24 protein-coding genes are annotated in these 23986 nt (G+C 59.4%); 6 read left to right on the top strand and 18 right to left on the bottom strand.

Going from position 1 to position 23986, the window contains the following annotated elements; genetic code table 11:
* Window position 1 precedes the first annotated feature (1 nt).
* Window positions 2-1153, bottom strand: a complete 1152-nt coding sequence (gene yiaY, locus ONZ54_RS15465) for an L-threonine dehydrogenase (protein WP_265455032.1) — start codon at window positions 1151-1153, stop codon at window positions 2-4.
* Between the two features lie 392 nt (window positions 1154-1545).
* On the opposite strand from yiaY, the gene udp reads away from it, so the two are divergent.
* Window positions 1546-2301: a uridine phosphorylase gene (gene udp / locus ONZ54_RS15460; RefSeq protein ID WP_005312923.1), complete on the top strand. Its 756-nt coding sequence runs from the start codon at window positions 1546-1548 to the stop codon at window positions 2299-2301.
* A gap of 152 nt (window positions 2302-2453) precedes the next feature.
* Here udp and ONZ54_RS15455 read toward each other — a convergent pair whose 3' ends face one another.
* Window positions 2454-3185, bottom strand: coding sequence for an RluA family pseudouridine synthase (locus ONZ54_RS15455; protein ID WP_271786588.1), 732 nt, complete (start codon window positions 3183-3185; stop codon window positions 2454-2456).
* 175 nt (window positions 3186-3360) lie between these two features.
* Here ONZ54_RS15455 and rihA point away from each other — a divergent pair, with 175 nt between their 5' ends.
* A complete protein-coding gene (gene rihA / locus ONZ54_RS15450) occupies window positions 3361-4296 on the top strand; it encodes a pyrimidine-specific ribonucleoside hydrolase RihA (RefSeq protein WP_271786587.1) in 936 nt (311 codons plus the stop codon).
* 33 nt (window positions 4297-4329) lie between these two features.
* A complete protein-coding gene (locus tag ONZ54_RS15445) occupies window positions 4330-4800 on the top strand; it encodes a hypothetical protein (protein ID WP_087756069.1) in 471 nt (156 codons plus the stop codon).
* Between the two features lie 212 nt (window positions 4801-5012).
* On the opposite strand, the gene ONZ54_RS15440 is transcribed toward ONZ54_RS15445, so the two are convergent.
* The 3 genes from ONZ54_RS15440 to ONZ54_RS15430 all read right to left on the bottom strand — a co-directional run bounded on the left by ONZ54_RS15440 (window position 5013) and on the right by ONZ54_RS15430 (window position 7636).
* Entirely contained in the window at window positions 5013-5309 is a 297-nt protein-coding gene (locus tag ONZ54_RS15440) for a winged helix-turn-helix domain-containing protein (RefSeq protein ID WP_005312935.1), read from the bottom strand.
* The gene (locus tag ONZ54_RS15435) at window positions 5306-5836 is read right to left on the bottom strand and encodes a DUF1523 family protein (protein WP_005312938.1); all 531 of its coding nucleotides are present in this window, start codon (window positions 5834-5836) and stop codon (window positions 5306-5308) included. The genes ONZ54_RS15440 and ONZ54_RS15435 overlap by 4 nt, the downstream gene beginning before the upstream one ends.
* Window positions 5837-6013: 177 nt before the next feature.
* Window positions 6014-7636 carry a methyl-accepting chemotaxis protein gene (locus ONZ54_RS15430; protein WP_125596528.1) on the bottom strand — a complete coding sequence of 541 codons (1623 nt, stop codon included), beginning with the start codon at window positions 7634-7636 and terminating at the stop codon, window positions 6014-6016.
* Window positions 7637-7801: 165 nt separating this feature from the next.
* Here ONZ54_RS15430 and ONZ54_RS15425 point away from each other — a divergent pair, with 165 nt between their 5' ends.
* Together ONZ54_RS15425 and ONZ54_RS15420 are read left to right on the top strand one after the other, a co-directional pair.
* Window positions 7802-8434 carry a LysE family translocator gene (locus tag ONZ54_RS15425; protein WP_021137956.1) on the top strand — a complete coding sequence of 211 codons (633 nt, stop codon included), beginning with the start codon at window positions 7802-7804 and terminating at the stop codon, window positions 8432-8434.
* A 350-nt stretch (window positions 8435-8784) separates the two neighbouring features.
* Window positions 8785-9576, top strand: a complete 792-nt coding sequence (locus tag ONZ54_RS15420) for a DUF1460 domain-containing protein (RefSeq protein WP_058395060.1) — start codon at window positions 8785-8787, stop codon at window positions 9574-9576.
* A 181-nt stretch (window positions 9577-9757) separates the two neighbouring features.
* Here ONZ54_RS15420 and ONZ54_RS15415 read toward each other — a convergent pair whose 3' ends face one another.
* From ONZ54_RS15415 to asnS, 12 genes are all read right to left on the bottom strand, one after another.
* Complete coding sequence (locus ONZ54_RS15415; RefSeq protein ID WP_271786586.1) at window positions 9758-10966, bottom strand: cation:proton antiporter; 1209 nt, start codon at window positions 10964-10966, stop codon at window positions 9758-9760.
* Window positions 10967-10998: 32 nt separating this feature from the next.
* Complete coding sequence (locus ONZ54_RS15410) at window positions 10999-12102, bottom strand: beta-N-acetylglucosaminidase domain-containing protein (RefSeq protein WP_021137953.1); 1104 nt, start codon at window positions 12100-12102, stop codon at window positions 10999-11001.
* A 41-nt stretch (window positions 12103-12143) separates the two neighbouring features.
* Complete coding sequence (locus ONZ54_RS15405; RefSeq protein ID WP_005312960.1) at window positions 12144-13871, bottom strand: potassium/proton antiporter; 1728 nt, start codon at window positions 13869-13871, stop codon at window positions 12144-12146.
* Window positions 13872-14150: 279 nt separating this feature from the next.
* Window positions 14151-14297: a hypothetical protein gene (locus ONZ54_RS15400; RefSeq protein ID WP_017411705.1), complete on the bottom strand. Its 147-nt coding sequence runs from the start codon at window positions 14295-14297 to the stop codon at window positions 14151-14153.
* Entirely contained in the window at window positions 14294-14983 is a 690-nt protein-coding gene (locus tag ONZ54_RS15395; RefSeq protein ID WP_021137951.1) for a M15 family metallopeptidase, read from the bottom strand. The genes ONZ54_RS15400 and ONZ54_RS15395 overlap by 4 nt, the downstream gene beginning before the upstream one ends.
* Window positions 14980-16107 (bottom strand): succinyl-diaminopimelate desuccinylase, encoded by a 1128-nt coding sequence (dapE, locus tag ONZ54_RS15390; RefSeq protein ID WP_271786585.1) that lies wholly within the window; start codon window positions 16105-16107, stop codon window positions 14980-14982. Before dapE ends, ONZ54_RS15395 begins: the two co-directional genes overlap by 4 nt.
* Before the next feature lie 18 nt (window positions 16108-16125).
* The gene (locus ONZ54_RS15385) at window positions 16126-16476 is read right to left on the bottom strand and encodes an ArsC family reductase (RefSeq protein ID WP_087756063.1); all 351 of its coding nucleotides are present in this window, start codon (window positions 16474-16476) and stop codon (window positions 16126-16128) included.
* Between the two features lie 216 nt (window positions 16477-16692).
* Window positions 16693-17604 (bottom strand): LysR family transcriptional regulator, encoded by a 912-nt coding sequence (locus ONZ54_RS15380; RefSeq protein WP_011898932.1) that lies wholly within the window; start codon window positions 17602-17604, stop codon window positions 16693-16695.
* Between the two features lie 315 nt (window positions 17605-17919).
* Window positions 17920-18234, bottom strand: a complete 315-nt coding sequence (locus tag ONZ54_RS15375) for a hypothetical protein (RefSeq protein ID WP_005312982.1) — start codon at window positions 18232-18234, stop codon at window positions 17920-17922.
* Window positions 18235-18593: 359 nt separating this feature from the next.
* On the bottom strand, window positions 18594-19250 hold the full coding sequence (locus ONZ54_RS15370; protein WP_271786584.1) for a Dph6-related ATP pyrophosphatase: 657 nt from the start codon (window positions 19248-19250) through the stop codon (window positions 18594-18596).
* Between the two features lie 161 nt (window positions 19251-19411).
* Window positions 19412-20755, bottom strand: coding sequence for an anaerobic C4-dicarboxylate transporter (locus ONZ54_RS15365; protein ID WP_021137946.1), 1344 nt, complete (start codon window positions 20753-20755; stop codon window positions 19412-19414).
* Window positions 20756-21122: 367 nt separating this feature from the next.
* Window positions 21123-22523 (bottom strand): asparagine--tRNA ligase, encoded by a 1401-nt coding sequence (gene asnS, locus ONZ54_RS15360; RefSeq protein WP_059112591.1) that lies wholly within the window; start codon window positions 22521-22523, stop codon window positions 21123-21125.
* A 194-nt stretch (window positions 22524-22717) separates the two neighbouring features.
* On the opposite strand from asnS, the gene ONZ54_RS15355 reads away from it, so the two are divergent.
* Complete coding sequence (locus ONZ54_RS15355; protein ID WP_011898929.1) at window positions 22718-23068, top strand: hypothetical protein; 351 nt, start codon at window positions 22718-22720, stop codon at window positions 23066-23068.
* Here ONZ54_RS15355 and ONZ54_RS15350 read toward each other — a convergent pair.
* Window positions 23065-23877, bottom strand: a complete 813-nt coding sequence (locus ONZ54_RS15350) for a HAMP domain-containing protein (protein WP_005312995.1) — start codon at window positions 23875-23877, stop codon at window positions 23065-23067. The two genes, ONZ54_RS15355 and ONZ54_RS15350, sit on opposite strands and share 4 nt — an antisense overlap.
* Window positions 23878-23986 lie beyond the last annotated feature (109 nt).

Genomic DNA, 23986 nt, shown 5'->3' with positions numbered 1-23986 from the left:
TTTACATGGCGGCGCGGAAGATGGCGACTATCTCTTCGTGGCTCGCCTGTTTCGGGTTGGTGAAGCCGCAGGCATCTTTCAGGGCGTTGCTGGCCAGCACGTCGAAATCATCGGCCTTGACGCCGAGCTGCTCCAGACCGGCCGGAATCTTCACATCCAGCGCCAGCTGCTTGATGGCAGCGATGGCGGCAGCTGCGCCCTGTTCGTCGTTCATGGTGCTTACGTCAACGCCCATGTAGCGGGCCACATCTTTCAGGCGAGCGGCGCTTACCTGGGCGTTGTATGCCTGAACGTGGGGTAGCAGCACGGCGTTGCAGACCCCGTGGGGCAGGTCATAAAAGCCCCCCAGCTGGTGGGCCATGGCGTGCACATAACCCAGGCTTGCGTTGTTGAACGCCATGCCGGCCAGGAACTGGGCATAGGCCATCTGCTCGCGGGCGTGCAGGTCATCACCCTGATGGACCGCGGTGCGCAGGTGTTTGGCGATGAGCTGGATCGCCATGATGGCGCTGGCATCGGTCACAGGGGTGGCGATGGTGGAGACATAGGCCTCGATGGCGTGGGTCAGCGCATCCATGCCGGTGGCGGCGGTGAGGCCGGCCGGTTTGGCCAGCATCAGCTCGGGATCGTTGACCGACATCAGCGGGGTGACGTGCTTGTCGATGATGGCCATTTTCACCTGGCGAGCCTCGTCCGTGATGATGCAAAAGCGGGTCATCTCGGAGGCCGTGCCTGCTGTGGTGTTGATGGCGATGAGCGGCAGTTGCGGTTTGGCGGAGCGATCCACCCCTTCGTAGTCCTGGATGCTGCCACCGTTGGCGGCCACCAGGGCGATGCCCTTGGCGCAGTCATGGGGCGAGCCGCCCCCCAGCGAGATGACGCAGTCGCAGCCGTTGGCTTTGATCATCCTTAGACCCGATTCGACGTTGGTCATGGTGGGGTTAGGCTTGGTTTCATCGAAAACCAGGCTTTCAATGCCATGTTCCGCCAAGAGGGTGGTGAGCTTGGCGACCACACCTATCTGGTTGAGGATCTTGTCGGTGACGATGAGCGCCTTGCGATAGCCATAACCCTTGATATCGGCTGCCGCCTCTTGCAGACAGCCCGCTCCCATCAGGTTGATTGCGGGAATATAGAACTTGAATGTCGCCATGATGGACTCCGTATGATTAGCCATTAAGTGGTATGCGGACGTCAAAATAGCATCGTCAGTGGGGATGAGAAGGGGTCAATGGTATCCTGTTTGCAACTTTATGGACTCGATCACGTACCGATAAACCGGGGCGAGACAGGGATTGACAAGGCCGATTGCCCCTTTCTTGGCAGAAAAACGTTTTTCAAGAAATTCATCAAGTTAGCAAACGTTTTGCGCTGAATTTGTCACTTTCAATGCGTGGAAGTGTGAGGTGCTTCAAGGAATTGGAAAGCGCTTTCGACCATAGTTGGCGCCTCCCCAGAGAGGGGAGTGAAGGTTTGAAAGTACCATCAAGAATCATCTTAACTTGCGCCCTGACCATGTCGGCCGGGAGCAACCAGGAGTCCACTATGTCTGATGTTTTTCACTTGGGTTTGAAGAAAGCTGATCTGCAAGGCGCCACCCTGGCGATCGTCCCCGGTGACCCCGAGCGCGTCAAGCGCATCGCAGAGCTGTTGGATAACCCGGTGCACCTGGCCAGCCATCGTGAGTTCACTACCTGGCGTGGCGAGATGGACGGCAAGGCCGTGATCATCTGCTCTACCGGTATCGGTGGCCCGTCCACCTCCATCGCAGTAGAAGAGCTGGCCCAGCTGGGTATCAATACCTTCCTGCGTATCGGCACCACAGGCGCCATCCAGCCGCACCTGAACGTGGGCGACGTGATCGTGACTACCGGTTCCGTGCGCCTTGACGGTGCCAGCCTGCACTTTGCACCCATGGAGTTCCCGGCTGTTGCCGACTTCGACTGCACCACGGCACTGGTCAACACTGCCAAAGAGATGGGCTCCAAGCTGCACATCGGTGTGACTGCTTCTTCCGATACCTTCTACCCGGGTCAGGAGCGTTACGACACCGTATCCGGCCGCGTAGTGAGCCGTTTCCAGGGTTCCATGAAAGAGTGGCAAGCCATGGGCGTGCTGAACTATGAGATGGAATCTGCCACCCTGCTGACCATGTGCACCAGCCAGGGCCTGCGTGCCGGTATGGTAGCCGGTGTTATCGTCAACCGTACCCAGCAGGAAATCCCGAACGCCGAAACCATGGCGAGAACTGAATCTGATGCCATCAAGATCGTTCTGGGCGCCGCCCGCAAGCTGATCTGATAGCCACACCGAGTGGGGGGTGGGGGCCGTTGCGAAAGCACGGCCCCTATCTTTTATCTGCCGTTTGCACCTTTCCTCTCCCGTCACGCCTTTCACTGATCCCGCCACACTCGCGTTTATTGCCATCTACTGACGGCCTCTACTGATTGCCCCTAAAAAGGGGGCGCGCAGCGGATCTGCATTGGCTCCCCGCTCACCGGATGAATAAAATCCAGCTCGCTGGCGTGCAGCATCAGCCGCGGCGCCTGTTCGCAGCCGGATGGCAGCAGACCGCCGTAGAGATCGCAGCCGAGGATGGGGTGACCCAGCAGCTGGCAGTGGATGCGCAGTTGATGAGTACGGCCGGTCTCCGGTACCAGTCTGACCCGAGTCAGTCGCTGGGTTTCCCCATGTTCACTTTCACGACAGAGGCGATCTTCCACCTCATAGCGGGAGCGAGCGGGTTTGCCGCTGGCGGCGCAGATCTTCATCAGGGGAAACAGCGCCGGATCCTTGGCGATGGGGGCATCGATCACCCCCTTATCGTCGGTCAGATGATCGCACAGCAGGGCGCTGTAGGCCTTGCTTACCGCCCGCTGGCTGAATTGCTGGCAGAGCAGGGCGTTGATGGCCTTGTTTCTGGCCACCACCATGATGCCGGAAGTGCCAAAGTCGAGACGGTGCACCAGGGTGCAGCCGGGATAATCCTGCACCAGCCGGTAATGGACAGAGTCGAGATTCTGCGGATTTTTGCCAGAGAGGCTGAGCAGGCCGCTCGGCTTGTTGATCAGCAACAGGTGCTCATCTTCAAACAGGATCTCAATGGCAGCCTCGCAGGGCGGGGCGATGAAGGTATCGACGATGACGGACATAGGGCACACGGGCTGGAAACGGGGGGCGATCATACTCGAACCGGCTGTGCGGGGCGAATCGAGGGTGAACCGCCGACGGCCATTACGGCGAGTTTGAGAGCAACTGCTTGATAAGATGGGCAGAGTCCGTTTTGTGACTCCCTCCCGAGTTAATCTCGTCACGGGTTGTTAAGGTATGACTCCCTGTCATGTTGCAAGGAGTCTGTCCATGGCGTTGCCCGTTATTCTCGATTGTGATCCCGGCCACGATGATGCCATCGCCCTCATACTGGCGCTGGCCAGTCCCGAACTCAAGGTGCTGGCGGTCACCACCAGTGCGGGCAACCAGACGCCGGACAAGACCCTCAAAAATGCCTTGCGCATCCTGACCCTGCTGGGGCATGACGACATCCCGGTGGCGGCAGGGGCGCCCAAACCACTGGCCCGCGAGCTTATCATAGCCGACAACGTCCACGGCGAGTCTGGCCTCGATGGCCCCACATTGCCGGATCCCGCCTTTGCACCCCAAGCCATGACGGGCCTCGAATTGATGGCCAAATCGCTGCGCGAGAGTCCGGAGCCGGTCACCCTGGTGCCGACCGGCCCGCTCACCAATATCGCCCTGCTGCTGACGGCGCACCCCGAACTCAAGCCCAACATCGCCCGTATCGTACTGATGGGGGGCGCAGCAGGGGCGGGCAACTGGACCCCGGCGGCGGAATTCAACATTTATGTGGACCCTGAAGCAGCCGATATGGTCTTCAAGTCAGGTATTCCCATCACAATGTGCGGACTCGATGTGACCCATGAGGCGCAGGTGATGGACGAGGACATAGCGCGGGTACGCACCATCACCAATCCGGTGGCCCAGTGCGTGGCTGGCTTGCTCGACTTCTTCATGATCTACCACAGGGATCCCAAGTGGGGATTTGCTGGTGCGCCGCTGCACGACCCCTGTACCATTGCCTGGTTGCTGGCCCCCGAGCTGTTCCACGGGGTCGAGTGCCGGGTTGATATCGAGACCCGGGGGTTGCATACCACAGGGATGACGGTGGTGGATCGCTATGGCCTGACTGACAAACCGGCCAATGCGCTGGTGCTGCTGGGACTGGATCGTGCGGGCTTCATCGACTTGCTGGTCGAGCGACTGCGGTTTTTTGGCTGACGGCCATTGCACTATTGAGAGAAGGGACGGGAAATGTACAAAGCGTCGCTGGCACTGCTTGCCGGGTTGCAATTGACGGCCTGCTCCACGCCGTTCGAATCCATGTGGCAGGGGTTGGCGACCTGCGATCTCGACCATCTCTACCTCGACAGCGAGACCGGTGAGCCGGCCCACCCTCAGCTTAAAAACTTCACCCCCTACAAGGTGACGGACGGGTTTGCCTGGTACAAGACCCATGAAGAGTTGCATGGTCTGCCCATCAGTGGCTTTCTCATCCCCTCGTCCACTTTCGAAGTGCACGCCCTGTTTGTGGACACCCCCATCGCCAATGCGCGCAGGCTGACCCACAATGCCTATGGCAGCGAGTTTGCCGACGAGCAGAAGCACAATGAGGGATTGGCCCCCTTGCTGCTGCGCGACCCCAACAACCCCAAGCGTTCCATCATCGACTGCACCCAGGCTGAGACCCAGGAACCGCTGCCGGAAGAGCCCTTCCCGGAGTAAGTCGTTTCCGCGAGCCGAGACCTGTGTCTGCCCGGGCAATATAAAAAGAGGCCAGCCTTGCGGCTGGCCTCTGTTGATCGTCACCGGTGCGATAGTGCCCCGTTAGTCGTTATGGATAACCCAGCGTTTGCTTGATGGCAGGCAGCTGGGCCTTGATCCAGGCTGGATTGGATAGATCCCCCGTCACCGGTGCGATAGTGCCCCGTCAGTCGTTATGGATAACCCAGCGTTTGCTTGATGGCAGGCAACTGGGCCTTGATCCAGGCCGGATTGATGGGACCCCAGTCGCTGATGCGATAGTGCCCCTGCAGGTGGCGCGCCCCTTCCGTCTGTTCGAAGCCGCAGCTGATATCGAGATCAGCTAGTGCCGCCAGCGTATCCTGTGCGGTGCGCCGCGGCATGCCGGTGGCCGCCATGATGGCCGGGATTGTGTCCGTGCCGCTGCTTATCAGCCAGGCAACATAAAGCCGTCGGTAGAAACTGGTGCGAGTCTTGCTCGGCTCTGTCATATCTCGTCCTCGAGCCGGTCGAAGTAGCGCCAGGTCGCGATGGCGGCTTTGCCCATCACCAGTGCCCAGATACCGAACCAGAACCAGCGGAAGAAGCTCCAGGTGGAGGCCTCAGGACCCGTACTCTCTATCTTGGTGACGTTGGGGAACATGGTGAACATGTTCACGCGCCAGCCGTAGGAGGTAATGATGGCCAGACGCTTCTCGAACTCCATGGACTTGGCTTTTGCCTGCACATCGGCCGCGTTGAACTTGAAGTAGAAAGGCCAGCCCCAGCCGGTATCTTCATTGCGAAATACCCGGATCTGTTCGCCCGGGCGTTCGGTATAGATGTAGTAGACATCCGTGGTGGGACCGTCTGCCGGGTTTTTCTGGCTGATGGGGCCATCCTTGTCGGTGCGCTTCACTTCCACCCCTGTGATGGTGGCTATGGTGTGCTCCGGCAGGTAGTAGTCGAGCCAGATGGCGGAGACGAGGGCGATGAGGCCCAGGCCGATGAAGGCCGGTTTCTTGAAATGCAGCTTCATGGTGATCTCATGTGAGGGGAAGTGACGTGCCTCTACCATACTCACATTTGGTGCGACAGCCCAGCCCCCAATGAAGCCACATTATAAAAAAGCCGTTTAAAACAATAACAAATGTGTCCATTCATTAACACAAAGGCCCCGCAAGCGGGGCCTTTGTGTCGATCGCGCAAGCGGACGTCACAACTGGAACTGGGCCAGCTGTTTGCGCTGCTGCTCGGCGAGCTGTGACAGTTCGTGACTGGCGGCGGCACTCTGGCTGATGCCGGCCACACTCTGGTTCACTATTTCGTAAATATTGGTGATGTTGCGGTTTATGTCGGCGGTGACGCACGACTGCTCTTCGGCGGCGGTGGCCACCTGGGCATTGGCCCCATTGATCTGGTTGACCGCCTCCGTGATGCCACCGAGCAGCGCCTGCACCTCGCCGGAGAGCTGCTGGTTGTGCTCAAGGATGGTGAGGGTCTCCTGCATGCCGTTGTTGGCGGATTGGGACTGGCTCTGCAACTGCTCTATGATGGTCTGGATCTCCTTGGTGGAGTCCTGCGTGCGGGCCGCCAGCAGGCGTACCTCGTCGGCCACGACCGCGAAGCCGCGACCGGTTTCGCCGGCGCGAGCAGCCTCGATGGCGGCATTCAGGGCCAGCAGGTTGGTCTGCTCCGAGATGCTCTGGATCACTTCGATCACCTTGCCGATCTGCTCGGACTGGGACTTGAGGCGCGCCACCACGGCGGCGGCGCTTTCCAGGCTGCCCGCCATGCGGCTGTTGGCAGCGATACTCTCCGCGAACAGAGCCAGCCCCTGTTCGACCCGGCTATTGGCATCCCGCGCCAGCCCATCTGCCAGGGCGGCGTTGTGGTTGACGTTGTCGGCCGTGCTGGCCAGCTCGGTCACGGCGGAGGCCACCTGTTCTGTCTCGCTGCGCTGCTGCTGGGCATTGGTCTCGGACTGGGTCATGACGGCGGCGAGCTCGGTGGCGGCAGAGGCCACGTTGCCGCTGATACCGGTCAGGGTATGGATTGTGCTGCCAAGCTGGGTCAGTGTCTGGTTGATATCTTTGGCCAGCTGGCTCAGTTCATTGCTGCCATCGGCGTTGGCCCGCACGTTGAAGCGCCCCTGGGCGACGGCGCGCATCACCTCCTGCAACTGGCCTATGGGGCGGACTATCTGGCCGGACAACCACCAGCCACCGAGCAGCGCCGCTATCAGGGTGGCACTCATCATCAGCAGGGTTCGCAACAAGGTGGCGTTGTAGTGCGCCTCTTCCTCGGCAATTTCGGTCTGGATCAGCTGGTTGATGCGCGCTGACATGGTGTCGATCTGCTTGATCAATTGCTCCCCCAGCTCACGAAAACGCAGCCGTGACTGCTCGTAGGTGGCGGCATCGCCACCTCCCTGATGTTTCTGGGCCAGCAGCGGCAGCATGTTGTTGCGGGTGTGGCCGAGATAAGCCTGCAGGGCGGCGGCCACCTGGCTGTTGTCCTGCTCGGCACCTGAGATCACCAGTCGGGACAAGATGGTCCCTATTTCCTGTTCCGCCGCATTGAGATCGTTTGGCAATTGGGCGAAGCGCGCCGGATCGTACAGGCCATAGATGGCGTTGGTGCGCATCCGGTAGGTGGCGTGGATCAGGGCTGCGATGTCGTCCTTGTGGCGCGTCACGCTGGTGGTGGTCTGGTTCATGTCCGCAATGGCGCTGTCTATCTCCTGCTTGCTGATCCCGGCCATCAGGACCATCAAGAGGCTGGCGAGCAGGAGTGGAACAAGCACTTGAAGACGGATGGACAGGTTACTCAACGACATGGCAGGTCCTAACCCAAAAGAGGAGTGAGGCGGCATATTACACAGGCGCGACAACTATTGTCACAGGGTTTTTATTGCTGAAATCATGCTGAACGAAAAGGTTTTTTCTTGTGTTAAAAGAGTGTGATAGGCAAGATCTCAAGCTTGTTACCATGGAGGTGTAGTGTGTCCGACTGGATTGATCCCGCGATTCTGGCGCTGTTTGTGCCTACGTTCTTTTTTGTCTCTGTTACCCCCGGCATGTGCATGACGCTGGCGATGACCCTCGGCATGAGTCTGGGGGTGCGCCGTACCCTCCACATGATGTGGGGTGAACTGGTCGGGGTCGCGCTGGTCTCTGTGCTGTCGGTGATCGGGGTGGCGGCCGTCATGCTCAACTATCCGGCGCTCTTCTCTGCCTTCAAATACGTGGGTGGCGCCTATCTCATCTGGCTCGGTATCCAGATGTGGCAGGCCAAAGGCAAGATGGCCATACCGGCGGATCTGTCGGCCGGACAGGAGACACGCCCCCTTGGTCTGGCCATGCAGGGTTTTGTCACTGCCATCGCCAACCCCAAGGGGTGGGCCTTCATGGTCTCCCTGCTGCCTCCTTTCATCAACGCAGCCAAGCCGATGACGCCCCAGATCAGCGCCCTGGTGGCCCTGATCCTGGTGATCGAGTTCTCCTGTCTGCTGCTCTACGCAGGCGGTGGCCGTACCCTGCGCCACTTCCTCGCCAAGAGCGGCAACGTGACCCTGATGAACCGGATCGCCGGTTCCCTGATGTTCGGTGTCGGTGTCTGGCTGGCGCTCGGCTGAGAGCCTGTCAGCATGTGAATTCAGTCCTGGGATGGGGCGGGTAACGTGTTTCGTCAGGCAGTGACCGCAAGGCCATGACGAGCAACGAAAGCCAACAGAGAAGCCCCGGCCGCGTCGGGGCTTCTCTGTTTGGTTGCCATCGAGGTTATTTTCCACCAGCGAGTATTCATGCCAGCGTGAGTTTGTATCAGGCCAATATCTGGCGAGTTGGGTACATTTACTTACATTTTTTTTGTTTTCAATCGGCCCTTAATTCATCAGTCTCGAATGGCATTAGATGCATATTGTCGACTCTGTTCGCGACAGGGGTATCCCCTGCTGCTCGCTTTTATGGTCAAGGATGGTACTCAATGGTGAAGGTAATAGGCGCCGCTTTGCTCGCTTTTTCTGGCGGGGTTGCGGCCGGCAACGGGAAAAACCTGGATTTTTACAATATAAAGGAGCAGCAACTCACCAGGATGTTTGCTCAACATCAGAATGTGGCACCGGGTCAGTCAATAAAGGATTTCTCGCAACTGTTTCTCGAGAATCCTTATGTTGCCAATCGGCTGGTGGGATCGAGCGACCGGCAGGAAAAACTGGTGGTGGATTTTGGTGAGCTGGATTGCTTCACCTATCTGGATTACGTTGAGTCACTGCGACACTCAACGAGTGTGCATAATTTCATCGAGAATGTCATGTACACTCGTTATGTAAATGGTGAAGTCAACTACCTGACCAGAAAGCATTTTTTCTCTGATTGGGTCCATGGTGGCAATCAGGTGAAGGATGTGACCCATCTGGTCGGCAACTATGTGGTGACCGCCGCCAAAGTATTGAATCAAAAAGAAGATGGCAGTCACTATATTCCGGGGCTGGCGGTGAAGAATCGCGACATCACTTATATTCCTGGTGATCGCGTGGACGAAGACATGCTGAGCTTGCTGGAAGATGGTGATTATATCGGTATCTATACCAATATTGCCGGTCTGGATGTGACCCATACTGGTATTTTCATTCGGGGTGAAAATGGCCCCGTACTTCGCAATGCCTCTTCTGTTTCGACGAATATGAAGGTAGTGGATTCGCCTTTTATTGACTATGTGAAAAACAAGCCGGGCATTCTGGTTTACCGTGCAACAGAGGGCAATATCCGGTCATGATGGGGGCGGCCACAAGGGGACCAAATCAGCCTCGATTGCCATGGCACCTTGAAATACGCCGCTCATACATGTCTTGATCTATCCACAATACCCCCAGTCTTGACTGGGGGTATTGTTTTATACCGCAATGGCGATGAGGTTGTTTATCCCCTCTGCCATACCTTTGGCCACTGTCGGGTATTTACGCCGTCTTGAAGCGCCTGACCCAGGGGTTGGCACTGATACCGTGCAAGATGACGCTCAGTATGATGGTGCAAAGCACAGTGGCTATGATGGGTTCTTGTCCCAGCAGCGCGGGCTCGTGTTGCAACACCATGACGGCAAAGACAATGCTGGCGAGCCCCCTTGGTCCGAACCATCCGATGAAGAGCATCAACTCGGGTTTTAGTCCTGTCCCCAGCAGGCTCAGCCAGACCGGCAGCATGCGCAGCAGGGTGAGGCTGGCGGCGGCATAGAGCCAGTATTGCCAGTGCAGCAGCTCCGGCAGCATGGGCATCAGGGTGGCGCCGAACACCATCCAGATCACCACGGAGAGCAGGTCCCCATACCCTTCGCAGCTATCCATGTAAGCGTGTTTGTGCTCCCCCAGTCTGCGGCCCATCAAGAGACCCCCGACGAAGGCGGCGATAAAACCGCTGCCCCCCAGGGTCTGGGCAAGCGCAAAGCAGAGCAGGGCCAGCCCCGGCATGGTGAGCTGGCGCCAGAGCGGCAGTTGCCAGCCGTTGAGGTAGGAGGTTTTCAGCAGCCGTATGGTGAGGCTGGTGAGCACCAGGGCCACCAGCAGGCCTATGCCTATCTCTTCCAGCAGCAAGGTTATGGCCAGCATGCCCGTGCCTGCGTGCTGTTCGGTGGGGGCGATGAGGGCGAGCAGCAGCAAGAGCACTGGCACGCAGATACCGTCGTTGAGGCCACTCTCCTGATTGAGCCCCTCCCTGATGGGTGCGGGCACGGCCGGATTGCTGACCACGGCCTTGCCGAGCGCCGCATCTGTGGGGGCGAGGATGGTGGAGAGGATGGCCAGCTCCAGCAGCGGCAGATCCGGGTAGAGCCAGAGGCCGAACAGGGTGCCCCCCAGCAGGGTGAGTGGCAGGCCGATGAGCAGCAATCGTATGGGGAGGGCGCGGTTGGCTGCCAATACTTGCCAGTTGGTGTTGGCGGCGTCATTGAACAGCACTATGACCAGGGTGAGCTCTGCCAGCAGCTTTATCCCCTCGCTGTCGACCGAGAGTGACATCAGGTTGAGCCCGCCTGGCCCCAGCAGCCAGCCCATCAGCAGGAACAGCAAGGGGCCATTGATCAATCTGGATTCGAAGCGACCTGCGATCAGGCTGTAGATCAGCAAGAAGGCGGCAAGCACCGCCAGGTTCTGGTAGATCAGGGATGCGTCCATGCAGCCTCCTGTGGCATCTGGCGTGGCTTGTCTCAGTCGGTCAGGCAGTCAGGATCAAACACATATTCACCCGCCAGCCAGCGCAAGATTTCGTTTACACACACCTGATCCTGAAACGGCAGGTAACGGCGCTTGAGATGGGCGATCTGCTCCTGGGTGAGCAGGGCCAGCCCCATGTCCTGAAACAGCGGCAGGTCTGCCTCTATCATCGCCGAAATCTGCGGCCCGCAGGTGGCATTGAGGGAGGCGTGCAGCGCCTTGTCAGCATCATACTGCTTGCCGAGCCGGTAGCTCATGGGCAGGGTGGCGAGCGGCAGCACAGAAAGCGCCGCCTGCTTCATGGGGTTGACTGCGTGGCCCGCGACCAGATCCACAAGTTCTGCCGGACGATTCTCGAAGGCGCGCAGGTGCAGGAAGCTGCTGGCCTTGCTGCCATCGTTGACCGGGTAGTTGTCCCACAAAAAGGGTTTGCGCCCGAGCAGCTCGGTCACCTGTTTGAGGTGGGGGGCCGGGTATTCGCTGGAGCAGACCCTGGGGCCTGTCCAGAAGATCTCGAAACGGCGGTCGAGTTGCTGGCCTATATCCTCCAGATAGCGGGGGGGCATGGCGCCGAACACCTTTTCCAGCACGGGATCCGTGGAGTAGTAGCTGGGGCAGAAGATGAGACGGCCGGCCTTGCTGTGGGCCGCAATGTCGTGGGCTATGGTGAGCTGGTGGTGGGCCAGATCCGGGGTATCCCCCTTCATGTCGTCGAACAGCACAGCCAGTATGTCAGGCTGCAGCGCTTCGTCGATGAGGCGCACCTTCTCCAACAGGGCCGGGCGCTTGCGATCATAGTCGTGGTGGGCACCCATGGGGCTCAAGCCCACCCCGAAGGCGAGGCCGTTGTCGCGGCACTGGCGGGCCAGCTGGCGCAGAGCCTCGAGCTCGGCTTCAGGCCAGGGCAGGGCCCAGTGCTTGCGCAGATAGCCATCTTCTTTCGGGGCATAGATGTAGAAGCCGTAGCCGTGGCGTGGCAGCCATTGAGCGTAGCGGGCGCGGGCTTCCCAGCTCCAGCCCTTGCCAAAGAATCCCTCTATCAATCCCAGATTGGGAAAAGGGGGTTGCAGGCCAGACAACTCGGTTTGGTAAGGCATAATGAACTCCCTGCTCGCAAAGGCGGGTCAGACGATGTGCGTCAGACCGGGTCTTCTTCCTGAAAGCGCACCCCTATCTTGCGGGGCTTGCCCTCTTCCATTTCGGCCACTGTCCAGATCAGGCCCTGCCATTCGACCTGATCGCCGACTACCAGATTATCGCCCAACTGGTCGGCAAGAAAATCGCCAAGTGTCTGATCCGCCACCTCGCTCACATCCAGCCCGTAGAGCGGAGCCAGGTCCACCATATTGGCGGCCGCCTCCAGCAGGAAGTCACCGAAGAAGCGCGGACCCAGATCCTGCTCAGGAGCCTGACTGAACAGCTGGCCGAGAGCTGGCAGATCTCGCTCGTGTCCTATGACGCAGAGGATGTCATTGGATTGCAGGCAGGTACTGCCCGAGGGGTGCAGCAGCTCCTGATCCCGGAACAGGGCACAGATACGGGTACCCTTGGGCATGCGCAGATCCCGCAGGGGCGAGCCGATGCACCACTTCTCGGCGCTGAGGCGGTAGACGAAGGTCTCCCACTGGCTGTCCAGATCTATCTCAAGCCCGGATCGGTTGATGGGTGACGGCGGTGCCGGTACCTCAACCCTGGCCAGCTTTGATGCCAGCGGCAGCGAGCTGCCTTGCAGTATGAGGGAGACCAGCACCACGAAGAAGGCGACATTGAAGTAGAGCTGGGCGTTGGGCAGCCCGGCCATCATGGGGAAGACAGCCAGTATGATGGGCACGGCGCCGCGCAGCCCCACCCAGGAGATGAACCAGCGCTCGCGGGGCGCGAAGTTCTTGAACGGCAAGAGGCCAATCCAGACAGAGACGGGACGGGCGAACAGTATCATCCAGGCGGCGAGTGCCAGCGCCGGCAGGGCGATGGGCAGCAGCTTGTGGGGGGAGGCCAGCAGCCCCAGCACTAGGAACATGCCGATCTGGCTGAGCCAGGTCAGGCCATCGAGTACCGACAGCGTGGTACTGCGACTGCGCAGGGAGAGGTTGCCGAGCAGCAGGCCGGTGAGATAGATGGCGAGGATGCCGCTGCCTCCGATGGCCGTGGTGAGGGCGAAGATGAGCAGGCCACCACTGACGGTCAGCAGGGGATAGAGGCCCGGAGCCAGCCTGGCGCTGTTGATGAGTTTCCACAACAGCCAGCCGCCGCCCAGACCTATGCCGGCACCGAGGCCAAACTGCTTGCCCAGTTGCAGCAGCAGGAAGAACCAGTCCAGCCCCTGTTGGTTGGTGGCAAGAATTTCGATCAGGGTGACGGTGAGAAACACCGCCATGGGGTCGTTGCTGCCGGACTCTATCTCCAGGGTGGCACTGACCCGCTCGTTGAGGCTGCGCCCGCCGAGCAGGGAGAAGACAGCCGCCGCATCGGTGGAGCCGACGATGGCGCCGATCAGCATGCCCTGCATCAGGTTGAGGTCGAACAACCAGGCGGCGGCCAGACCGGTCAGCCCTGTGGTGATGGCCACGCCGACGGTTGCCAGCGAGAGCGCTGGCCAGAGTGCGACCCGAAAAGAAGAAACCCGGGTACGCATGCCGCCGTCGAGCAATATGATGGCGAGCGCCAGGTTGCCCACCAGATAGGCAACCGAGTAGTCAGCGAAGTGAATGCCCCCCGGTCCATCTTCCCCGGCCAGCATGCCGACCGCGAGAAATATCACCAAAATGGGGATGCCAAGGCGAGAGGAGAGCGCGCTCAACAGGACACTGGCTCCCACCAACAAGGCCGCGACTAAAAAGAAACTGTTGATGGTGACGGCATCCAATGGCGAACTCCTTCTGTCAAAATGCAAAACAGGCACATTATATGCAGTTTGTTGGGCGCAGTGTGGCTTAATTGTGCATTTATTTGCAGTTTTTTACATTTTCAGTGCTGCCAGGAACTGGGTTTTTACCTTGAAGATGGCGGGAAGGAAGGGAGAAAGAAGTCCTGTTCTATGTGAACGGGATCACGGAGCCTGCATCAGTATGGGGAGGGGGAATTCCGTCCTCGTGAAAAGCAGCAGGGGCGCCATAGTGGCGCCCCTGGCGGGCTGAGAGGGCGATCAGTCGTCCTCGTCATCCTTGACTTCCCGTATCTTGTCCTTGTATTTGGGCAGCTGTTTCTCCAGCCGCTTCATGTCCTTGATGGCATTGAGAAACATGCCAAGCAGGAAGAGCAGTGGCAAACCAATCCACAGCCAGAGATTCATGGGGTTTTCCTTTCGTCAGGACAGGTGGTGACATAACGGGCCAAAATCTCGTCAAGATGGGCCAATATGGTCGACTTGCCTTCAATATCCGCCTGTTGCAGGCAAAGCGCCAGCGCATCCGGATCCAGCCGCTGCTCTCGGGATTCCAGCGCGAAGCTGATATGCCAGGGTTCGTAGGCGACACCGCTGCCGCTACCCACAGGTCTGGCATAAGGCAGGAAGAAGCCGAAGTCATTCATGTGGTCGGTCAGCCAGTCGCCGAGGTCGCTAAACCAGCCCCCGGCTTCATACTCCCAGGGCTCCAGCGCCAGCTTGGTACCGGCAGGCAGGCAGTCGGGATCATAGATGTCCAGATCCGTGCCCCAGTGATGGCGACTGGTACCGGGCAGGGCGCTCCAGCGCAGTATGGCGTGCAGCCGTTCGCACTCGCTCAGTTGCAGTGTGTCCATAGGCTGGTTGTCGGCATCCAGCAGGGGGCGCTCACCGCGCCACTTGCCATTCCAGATGGCGAGCTGACGCTCGAAGCTGCGCCAGCTGGAGGCCGCCTGCAGGTTGTGTCCTTCATGGGCGGCGGCCACCTGCATGTCGTTGAAGGCCGCTGCAGTGGCAGCGGTCAGGCGATGAGGCCCGCGTCCCACCAGAACAAGGTGACTCTCGTCGAGCCCCAGCAGTTGTTCCTGGGTCATGCCAGCAATCTCTCGAGTACCCCTTGGTACATCGCTGCCAGCAGATCCAGATCCTCGGCCTTCACGCACTCGTTCACCTTGTGGATGGTGGCATTGACGGGCCCGAGTTCGATCACTTCGGCCCCTGTGGGGGCGATAAAGCGCCCATCCGAGGTGCCGCCCGTGGTGAGCAGGGCCGGTTGCTGGCCATTGACCGCCGCTACCGCCGCCACTGTGGCCTCCAGCAGGGCGCCGGTATCGGTCAGAAATGGCTGGCCGGAGAGGGTCCATGTCAGCTCGTAGTCCAGACCGTGTTTGTCGAGCAGGGCCTGGACGCGTTCACGAATATCCATGTCGGTCAGTTGTGTGCTGAAGCGGAAGTTGAACTGAACCTGCAACTCCCCCGGAATGACGTTGGAGGCGCCGGTGCCGGCCTGGATATTGGCAATCTGGAAGCTGGTGGGGGGGAAGTAGGCGTTGCCTTCATCCCATACCGTCTCGGCGAGCTCAGTCAATGCCGGCGCCGCCTTGTGGATGGGGTTGTCCGCCAGATGGGGATAGGCCACATGCCCCTGTACGCCACGCACCAGCAGATCCCCTGTGATGGAGCCACGTCGACCGTTCTTTACCACATCCCCCACCACATGGGTGGAGGAGGGCTCGCCGACGATGCACCAGCGGATCTTCTCGTTGCGCGCTTCAAGGGTGTCGATGACACGCACTGTGCCATTGATGAAGGGGCCCTCTTCATCCGAGGTGATGAGAAAGGCGATGGACCCCTTGTGATCCGGATGCTCGGCCACGAAGCGTTCGACGGCCACCACCATGGCGGCGAGGGATCCCTTCATGTCGGCAGCGCCGCGACCGTAGAGCACGCCATCCTGGATGGTCGGTTCGAACGGCGGTGTGTGCCACTTCTCCAGCGGCCCGGCCGGTACCACATCGGTGTGGCCGGCGAAGCAGAACAGGGGGCCTTCGCTGCCACGGCGCGCCCAGAGGTTGGTGGTGTCTTCAAACACCATGGGTTCGATGACGAAGCCAAGACGCGCCAGGCGTTCGCTCATCAGGGCCTGACACCCTTCATCCTGCGGGGTAACGGAGGGGCGGCGGATCAGATCCTTGGCCAGTGCGATGACGTCCGACATCAGCGTTCCTTAAAAAGTTTAACGAGAGAAGAGGGATTGATAGTGATCAGCCTTGAAACCCAGGGTCAGCTCGCCATCCCGATCCAGCAGCGGGCGCTTGATCATGGCCGGATGTTCCAGCAGCAGTGCGCGCGCTTTTGCGGTATCCAGCCCCTGTTTTGCTTCGTCCGGCAGGGCGCGGAAGGTGGTGCCACGGCTGTTGAGCAGAGCTTCCCAGCCAAGCTTTGCCAGCCAGCTATCCAGCGCGGCGGGATCCAGGCCATCGGCCCTGTGGTCGTGAAAGCGGTAGTCGATGCCAGCCTCGTCCAGCCACTTGCGGGCTTTCTTGATGGTGTCGCAGTTTTTGATGCCATAGAGGGTGGTGGCCATGGGGAGTCCTTGTCTGCGGGCGTGGGCCCTGAAAGCTGAAACTTGAGATCTGAACATGAAATCAAGGAAAGGCCCGATTCTGGCATTGTGGCGATCTCAAGGCAACGCTGGCACTGCGACTCGGGGGATTTTACCAGGGGAGTCGCCAGCCAAAGGGCCAGAGTCAAATGCTGTGATGATGGGAAAAGAGCCCGGCGCACGGGGCGCCGGAGGGGATCATAGCTCGCAGAGGGATTGGCACCAGAGATGCAATTCTGACTCGAACCAGTTGAGCATGGCGTGGTTGTCGTCGCGGCGATGGCGGATGAGGCTGACCTCGAAGGTCGGCAGGGTAAAGCGGGTCTCGTACTCCACCAGATCCAGCAGCGGCATCAGCGGACGCAGCACCCTGGCTGGCGAGGTCAGCAGCAGGGGGGCATAGGGCAGGATGAAGGGTGCTGCCAGAAAACTCTGCACTATCAAGGGGGTATGGCGGGTCATGCCGTGCGCTGCGAGCAGGTCATCGACTATGCCCCCTTCGCTGCCACGGGGGGCGACCAGCAGATGCTGGGCCTTGGCGAAAGACTCTATGCAGAGCACCTGACCCTGAAAGGGATGGCTGCTGTGGGCGGCGCAGATCAGCTTGTCTTCAAACAGCGGGATGCGGCGAAAGCGACCGGGTACCTCGTCCTGCTTGCTGATCACCATGCTGACAACCCCTTCGTCGAGCTGGTCCTCGTAATCTGCATTGAGGGGCACCATGTGGATGCGCAGGTTGGGCGCTTGCTGCTGCAGGCGCCCCAGCAGGCTTGGCATCATCACATATTCCACATAGGTGTGGGCACCGATGCGCAGTACTCCCTCGAACTGGCTCGGGTCGTGCTGTTCGGGCTGGCTGAAGGTCTGCTCTATGTCGTGCAGTATTTCCCGCAGTGGCAGCAAGAGTGCCTGTGCCCTTGCGGTAGGTTCCATTCCCAGGGGGGTGCGGATCAGCAGGGGATCGTCATAGAGCAGCCGCAGGCGGGCCAGAGCCCGACTGACGGCAGGCTGGCTCATGGCGAGTCGCTCGGCGGCCTTGGTGGTGTTGCGTTCCTCCAGCAGGGCCTTGAGCACCACCAGCAGGTTGAGGTCGACGCCTCGTAAATTCATTCTGTGCATAATGGAATACTAATAAATCATTTCCTTAAGCAGGGCCTTCACTTTAGTCTCACTCCCCGTCGATGGTCAGCATGAAGCTTGGATAAATCAGCGATTTATACAAACCCATGTTGTCCTGTTACCTCTTTCGCGTGGTGCCGGGGGTGGCAAGATTCGACAGCCTGAACTCTTTACTCTGGTCATCCAGAGCGTTGCTTGCTTAGTACCCGCCTTTGAGGCGGGTTTTTTTTGCCTGCGGTTCAGGAAAGCGGGCCCGAAGAAGTACAAAACGCGCCAGCGGGCGCGTTATGGTGATGAATGTCTGGATCAGGGGGCAACAGGCCATTGGTAGTCAAACACCCTGGCACGCTCCCAAGGAGCGTCCGGCAGGCCGGAGGAGAGGCCGGTGTATTTGCCCACATCGTCCACCACTATGGTGGAGAGGATCGGCAACTGGTGTTCGGTGCAGTACATGCGGATGCGTTGCAGCAGGGTGCGCAGCTCATCCTGGCTATTCTCCAGCCCGGCCTGCCTGGCCAGTTTGGAGTAACGAATGGTAGTGCGTTCCTTTGCTGACTCGACGAGGATGTCCCATAGCTTGTAGTCGCAGGTTGTGGTGCCTGCAGTGGCTTGGTTTGTCATAACTCTCTCCGGCGCGAAATGGTCGCTGTATGTCGATGGGCATCTTGGCCAGTTCACTGGCCCCTGACGTTGATCCAGAGCAAAAAAGCCTGAGGTTCCTCGCCAGAATGCTTGGCAAAGGGATTCTAAAGCTTTGCTATTAGTTTAAATTTCCATTTTTTATTGTTTTTTTGGAGTTTTGTTCTGGCGAAGTGAGGCTCCGTCATGGTTGGCGACCAGGAGCAAGGGAAAACGGTGCCGTCTATGTCTGTATCCTCCTATTGCTGGCTCATATGGCCCTTTACCAAACCGCGACCGGATCAACGATTGAACCCGCTTGTTTGCCGCCAGAAGAAGCTCCTGCCTTCACCGCCGCCCGGCTATTCCTCCTTTTCTGTCAGGTAGGCCAGGTGTGCCTGCGCTGCCAGATGCCAGCCATCAAGCCCAAGAGGGGCGGCAAAGCCCGGGCCGTCGGTCACCATGGTGTGGTATTCCCCTTGTTCCCCACACAGATCGAACCCCTGCCGGTCTGCCAGCGCTTTCAATTCAGTGATGGCGGATGCGTCCAGCACACGACCGACCCAGTCGGGTGCCAGCGTGCGGGTATCGACGCAGGAGAGGTGGGCGACGATGCCGCGCCCAAGCATGTCGCTCAGCAGTGCTTCGCGAGATTGCTGCCAGAGCGGTGTGTGTACCTCAAGCCCCAGCGGGCGGCAGCGTTCGCGGATCCAGTTGCTGGCGCCCCCCACGCTGTCGATATCGCCGGTGACCACCCCATCGAGTTTCCACTCCTGCTGCAAGTCGGCCAGTGCCCTTTCGTAGCTCTGATCGAATGGCGCTTCTATGGTAACCAGCTGGTGGGGCAGGCCCAGCGCCTCGGCCTGACGGCGTACCAGTGGCAGGGGATGAGCGAGAAAACGGGGGGATGGCGGGGCAAAGGTGACCAGTGCCACCACCTGATGCCCCTGCTCACGGGCACGACAGAGGGCCTGCATGGCATCTTTGCCGCCGCTCCAGAGCAGGATGACGCGAGACATGGAGTCGATTCCGATGGTGAAAGAGGGAGCATGCTACCCAGTGGCGGGGTCGCAGGTAAAGCCGTGGCGTGAAATCGTAACGGGAATAGGCAGGGGGAGAAAAGAGCAGGCCCCCGAAGTTGGGGGCCTGTGTGGCAATGGTGCGATAAACACCGCTGCGATTAGAGCAGAATGGTGGTCAGCACGTAACCCAGGGCGCAGGAGCTGCTCACCCCGATCAGCCCCGGAATGATGAAGCTGTGGTTGATGATGAACTTGCCGATGCGGGTGGTGCCGGAACGGTCGAAACCGATACAGGCCAGATCGCTCGGGTAGGTCGGCAGCACGAAGTAACCGTAGCTGGCCGGCAGGAAGGCGATCAGCAGCTTGGGCTCCACCCCCAGCGCCAGACCCATGGGGGCGATGGCGGTCAGGGCGGCAGCCTGGCTGTTGACCAGCTTGGAGATGAGGAACAGCACCAGGGCGTAGGTCCAGGGCTGGGCCTGTACCACGTGGGACAGGGTTTCTTTGAGCAGCGGCATGTGGGCCTGGAAGAAGGTTTCGCTCATCCATGCAACCCCGAACACGGAGAAGATGGCGACCATGCCGGCCTTGAAGACAGCCCCGTTGGCGATCTCACCCGGTTTGACCTTGCAGCGCATCAGAATGATGGCACCGGCGATCAGCATCATCATCTGGATCACCAGGTTCATGGAGAGAGGGCCTGTCTTGTCCTTGATGGTGAACACGGGGCGCAGCCCTTCGTTGGCGCCAAGCAATACTACGGCAGCGATGGCGGCGAAGAAGATCCAGGTAGACCAGTAGGCCTCTTTCGGGAACTTGGTGTTGAGCAGGGTTTCACCGCCGCCATAGATGAAGGCGTGCTGCTCCGGATCCTTGATCCTGGCCTGAAACTCTTCATCCTTGTCCAGATCCTTGCCGCGACGCAGGCTCCACAGGGCCGCCATCATCACGCCGGTCAACGAGGAGGGGATGGCAATCATCAGGATATCCAGCAGGCCGTAAGCCTCACCGATACCGTGTCCGGCTGCCAGTATGGAGACCATGGAGACCACGGCGACCGAGACTGGCGAGGCGCAAATCGCCATCTGGGAGGCGACGGAGGCCACTGCCATCGGCCGTTCCGGGCGGATGTTCTTTTGCAGCGCTATGTCGGAGATGATGGGGAACATGGTGTAAACCACGTGGCCGGTACCGCACAGGAAGGTGAGGGTCCAGGTGGTGAGCGGGGCCAGTATGGTGATGTATTGCGGGTGACGGCGCAGCAGACGCTCGGCCACCTGCATCATCAGGTTGAGGCCGCCGGCGGTCTGCAGGGTGGCGGCGCAGCCGATCACCGCGAGTATGGTCAGCATGACTTGCACCGGCGGTTCGCCCGGTGCAAGGCCGAACACGAAGGTCAGCAGGAACAGACCTATGCCACTGATGAGACCCAGTCCCATGCCCCCAAATCGGGTACCCAGCAACAAGCAGCCGAGTACCACCATAAATTCCATCAAGATCATTCCATTACCTCGCGTGATTTAATCCATATCTGTGCTGTGTTGAGCTCATGGACCGGGATTGTCTGTTTTTATTTAGCCCTAAAGGGTTAGTGGGTATTGTGCCCTTCTCAAAGGGGCAAAAAATTGAGGTACTTCAATAACTCATCGCTTTTTGATTTAACTGCATAAAAACCACGTATTAACATGATTGTTATTTGAAGGGGGCCTGGTTGGTATCATACGGGGCTGGTATCTTGAGGTGCAGTGCAGCAAGGCTGCAGCCAGAAGGGGAAGTGAGATTAATTGTGGTGGCTGCGAGGGGCGAATGCCGTGGGGCGGGCAACAAAAAGCCGACCCTGAGGTCGGCTTTGTCGGCAAAGGGCCGTTATCAGAATTCGGCGGTACGGGGTGTACGGGGGAAGGGGATAACGTCACGGACGTTGCCCATACCGGTCACGTAGACTACCAGACGCTCGAAACCGAGGCCGAAACCGGCGTGCGGGACTGTGCCGAAGCGGCGCAGATCGCGATACCACCAGTAATCTTCCTTGTTCAGACCCATTTCGGCCATGCGCTGATCGAGTACCTCGAGGCGCTCTTCACGCTGGGCACCGCCGATGATCTCGCCGATCCCGGGGGCCAGTACGTCCATGGCGGCAACAGTCTTGCCGTCATCGTTGAGACGCATGTAGAAGGCTTTGATGTCTTTCGGGTAGTTCTTCACCACTACAGGAGACTTGAAGTGCTCCTCGGCCAGATAGCGCTCGTGCTCGGAGGAGAGATCGATGCCCCAGGAGACAGGGAACTCGAACTTCTTGCCACAGTTTTTCAGCACTTCGATGGCATCTGTGTAGTCGATCTGGGCAAAGTCGGAGGAGACGAAGCGTTCCAGACGACCGATGGCATCCTTGTCGACGTGCTGGGCAAAGAACTCCAGATCGTCACGGCGCTCGGCCAGTACGGCGTTGAAGACGTACTTGAGCATGGCTTCGGCCAGGGCGGCGTTATCGTCCAGGTTAGCGAAGGCAATTTCCGGCTCAACCATCCAGAACTCGGCCAAATGGCGGCTGGTGTTGGAATTCTCGGCGCGGAAGGTGGGCCCGAAGGTGTAGACCTTGGAGAGGGCACAGGCGTAGGTTTCGACGTTGAGCTGACCGGAAACGGTCAGGAAGGTCTCTTTGCCGAAGAAGTCCTTGTCGTAATCGACCTTGCCAGCGTCGGTGCGCGGCAGGTTTTCCAGATCCAGGGTGGAGACGCGGAACATCTCGCCGGCACCTTCGGTGTCAGAGGCGGTGATGAGCGGAGCCGCAATCCACAGATAACCCTCTTCATGGAAGAAGCGGTGGATGGCCTGGGCCAGGCAGTTGCGCACCCGGGTCACGGCGCCGACTATGTTGGTGCGCGGACGCAGGTGGGCCTGTTCACGCAGGTACTCTATGCTGTGGCGCTTGGCGGCCATGGGGTAGGTGTCCGGATCTTCGACCCAGCCTACGACCTTGACGTCGGTGGCTTGCAGTTCGAAAGCCTGACCGCTGCCCTGGGAGGCGGCAACCACACCGGTCACTTCCACGGAGCAAGCTGTGGTCAGACGCAGCACTTCATTCTCATAATTGGCCAGGGTATTGGGGACAACTGCCTGTACCGGATGGAAACAGGAGCCGTCGGATACGGCCAAAAATGAGATCCCCGCCTTGGAATCACGGCGAGTCCGGATCCACCCTTTTACTGTCTGGGTGGTGCCAACCGCATATTTACCGGTCAGCACATCTACTACGGATGCGTGCGTCATCGAAATATTGTCTCCAGCTTGTTCTTGCAGCGCTATTTGCAACACTAGGGGTCTGGCCCGGGCATTCACTGGCCCATCATGGCAGACTAAGCCGACAATCTTACCCGCGCGGGTTTGATAAACAAGCAAAAATGTCGGACTCTGGAGGGGATTTATGCCCGGATCACCTGATGGCCGGGCCAGTGGGGCAGGGGATGGACGTGAAAGAGCGGCGACAGGGACCGGACTGGTTGACCAGAGGGCTGCAGGGCTTGGTGATCCTCTGCTGGGCGGGCTTTATCGTGCTGCTCTCCCTCTATCACTATGCGCGCCCGGAAGTGGCGTACGGTTTTCTGGTCTACGGGGGGATAGCAGTTCGCGATTATTGGGATCCCGTACTGACTCCCTGGCTGGTTTATTGGCTCTGGGGTTGTTGCCTGTTGACCCTGGCGGTGTTTTTGCTGGAGCGTAAACGCAGCCGACGACGGGAAGACTCACTGCACGTCAATCTGACCATACTGCTGCTGATCTTCATCGCCAGTTTGCTGTTCTACTATGCGGGCTAATCCTGCTTTTTATCCGGCTTCGCCTGCGCGGCAGGGCGCTTGCCGAGCTGACGTTCCACGCTGTCGAGCATCTGGTTGTAAGCCAGTGCCACCCGGCCAATCTCGTCCCCTTCATCCCCTTCCAATCGGTGACCGAAGTCATGCAGGTCGGTGGCCTCTTCCATGGAACGGGTCAACTGGTTGAGGGGGCGAACTATCCAGGTGCGAATGACCCAAAGGGTCAACAGCAGCCCCAGCCCGAAGATACCGGTGAGAATAAGCGCCGACGTGAGAATGTTCTGCTCGACCCGGGTAAAGAGGGTGTCGAGGGAGTAGTCAAAGCGCACAGCCCCCAGCACAGTGTTCTCCGGTACCAGATGGCAACTGGTGCAGTCTGTACCGCGAAAATCTTTCTTGGCCAACAGCGGTCGGGTTACCACCAGCTTGCTGTGCATGCCGTCGTGCACCACCTCCAGGCTGCCCTTGCCCGCCAGCGCCAGTCGATCGTACTCATCCTTGCCCTGCTCTGTTTCGCGGCCCGGCCCGTATTGCTTGCTGATTGCATCACCGCGGACGATGCGGGCATCTTCCACGTGGGCGTGATCGAGGAACTTGTTTCGCAGTGTGTCGCGAGCGTCCATCTTGCCGGTCAGCATCAGCATGTTGAGGCCGTCGAAATAGGCTTCGGTCTGCTCGCGGCTCTGCTCCTTGATAAGCGTCAGGATGAGGTCGCGCTCACGCACCGCCTGATAGGCCGCAGAGAAGACCAGCACCATGGAAAAGATGAACAGCAGGAAGAAGTTGATTTTGGCAGCAATGGAGAGGCGCATGGGAGCAGTACATCTGTTGGGTAAAACCCGCGCAGTCTACTCGTCATGGTCGCCCGGGTCTGGTGTCTTGCTCACATTCTGATAAAAAAGAGTCAAAAGGCCCTGCATT

The sequence above is a fragment of the Aeromonas salmonicida genome (assembly GCF_028355655.1).
Taxonomy (GTDB): Bacteria; Pseudomonadota; Gammaproteobacteria; order Enterobacterales; family Aeromonadaceae; genus Aeromonas; species Aeromonas salmonicida.
The sequence above is the reverse complement of the archived record's forward strand: the minus strand, read 5'-3'. Positions and strand labels throughout refer to the sequence as shown.

Coding starts and splice junctions, on each gene's coding strand:
- yiaY (WP_265455032.1), bottom strand. CDS start 1,153: ATGGCGACATTCAAGTTCTATATTCCCGCAATCAACCTGATGGGAGCG.
- udp (WP_005312923.1), top strand. CDS start 1,546: ATGTCTGATGTTTTTCACTTGGGTTTGAAGAAAGCTGATCTGCAAGGC.
- ONZ54_RS15455 (WP_271786588.1), bottom strand. CDS start 3,185: ATGATCGCCCCCCGTTTCCAGCCCGTGTGCCCTATGTCCGTCATCGTC.
- rihA (WP_271786587.1), top strand. CDS start 3,361: ATGGCGTTGCCCGTTATTCTCGATTGTGATCCCGGCCACGATGATGCC.
- ONZ54_RS15445 (WP_087756069.1), top strand. CDS start 4,330: ATGTACAAAGCGTCGCTGGCACTGCTTGCCGGGTTGCAATTGACGGCC.
- ONZ54_RS15440 (WP_005312935.1), bottom strand. CDS start 5,309: ATGACAGAGCCGAGCAAGACTCGCACCAGTTTCTACCGACGGCTTTAT.
- ONZ54_RS15435 (WP_005312938.1), bottom strand. CDS start 5,836: ATGAAGCTGCATTTCAAGAAACCGGCCTTCATCGGCCTGGGCCTCATC.
- ONZ54_RS15430 (WP_125596528.1), bottom strand. CDS start 7,636: ATGTCGTTGAGTAACCTGTCCATCCGTCTTCAAGTGCTTGTTCCACTC.
- ONZ54_RS15420 (WP_058395060.1), top strand. CDS start 8,785: ATGGTGAAGGTAATAGGCGCCGCTTTGCTCGCTTTTTCTGGCGGGGTT.
- ONZ54_RS15415 (WP_271786586.1), bottom strand. CDS start 10,966: ATGGACGCATCCCTGATCTACCAGAACCTGGCGGTGCTTGCCGCCTTC.
- ONZ54_RS15410 (WP_021137953.1), bottom strand. CDS start 12,102: ATGCCTTACCAAACCGAGTTGTCTGGCCTGCAACCCCCTTTTCCCAAT.
- ONZ54_RS15400 (WP_017411705.1), bottom strand. CDS start 14,297: ATGAATCTCTGGCTGTGGATTGGTTTGCCACTGCTCTTCCTGCTTGGC.
- ONZ54_RS15395 (WP_021137951.1), bottom strand. CDS start 14,983: ATGACCCAGGAACAACTGCTGGGGCTCGACGAGAGTCACCTTGTTCTG.
- dapE (WP_271786585.1), bottom strand. CDS start 16,107: ATGTCGGACGTCATCGCACTGGCCAAGGATCTGATCCGCCGCCCCTCC.
- ONZ54_RS15385 (WP_087756063.1), bottom strand. CDS start 16,476: ATGGCCACCACCCTCTATGGCATCAAAAACTGCGACACCATCAAGAAA.
- ONZ54_RS15380 (WP_011898932.1), bottom strand. CDS start 17,604: ATGAATTTACGAGGCGTCGACCTCAACCTGCTGGTGGTGCTCAAGGCC.
- ONZ54_RS15375 (WP_005312982.1), bottom strand. CDS start 18,234: ATGACAAACCAAGCCACTGCAGGCACCACAACCTGCGACTACAAGCTA.
- ONZ54_RS15370 (WP_271786584.1), bottom strand. CDS start 19,250: ATGTCTCGCGTCATCCTGCTCTGGAGCGGCGGCAAAGATGCCATGCAG.
- ONZ54_RS15365 (WP_021137946.1), bottom strand. CDS start 20,755: ATGATCTTGATGGAATTTATGGTGGTACTCGGCTGCTTGTTGCTGGGT.
- asnS (WP_059112591.1), bottom strand. CDS start 22,523: ATGACGCACGCATCCGTAGTAGATGTGCTGACCGGTAAATATGCGGTT.
- ONZ54_RS15355 (WP_011898929.1), top strand. CDS start 22,718: ATGGACGTGAAAGAGCGGCGACAGGGACCGGACTGGTTGACCAGAGGG.
- ONZ54_RS15350 (WP_005312995.1), bottom strand. CDS start 23,877: ATGCGCCTCTCCATTGCTGCCAAAATCAACTTCTTCCTGCTGTTCATC.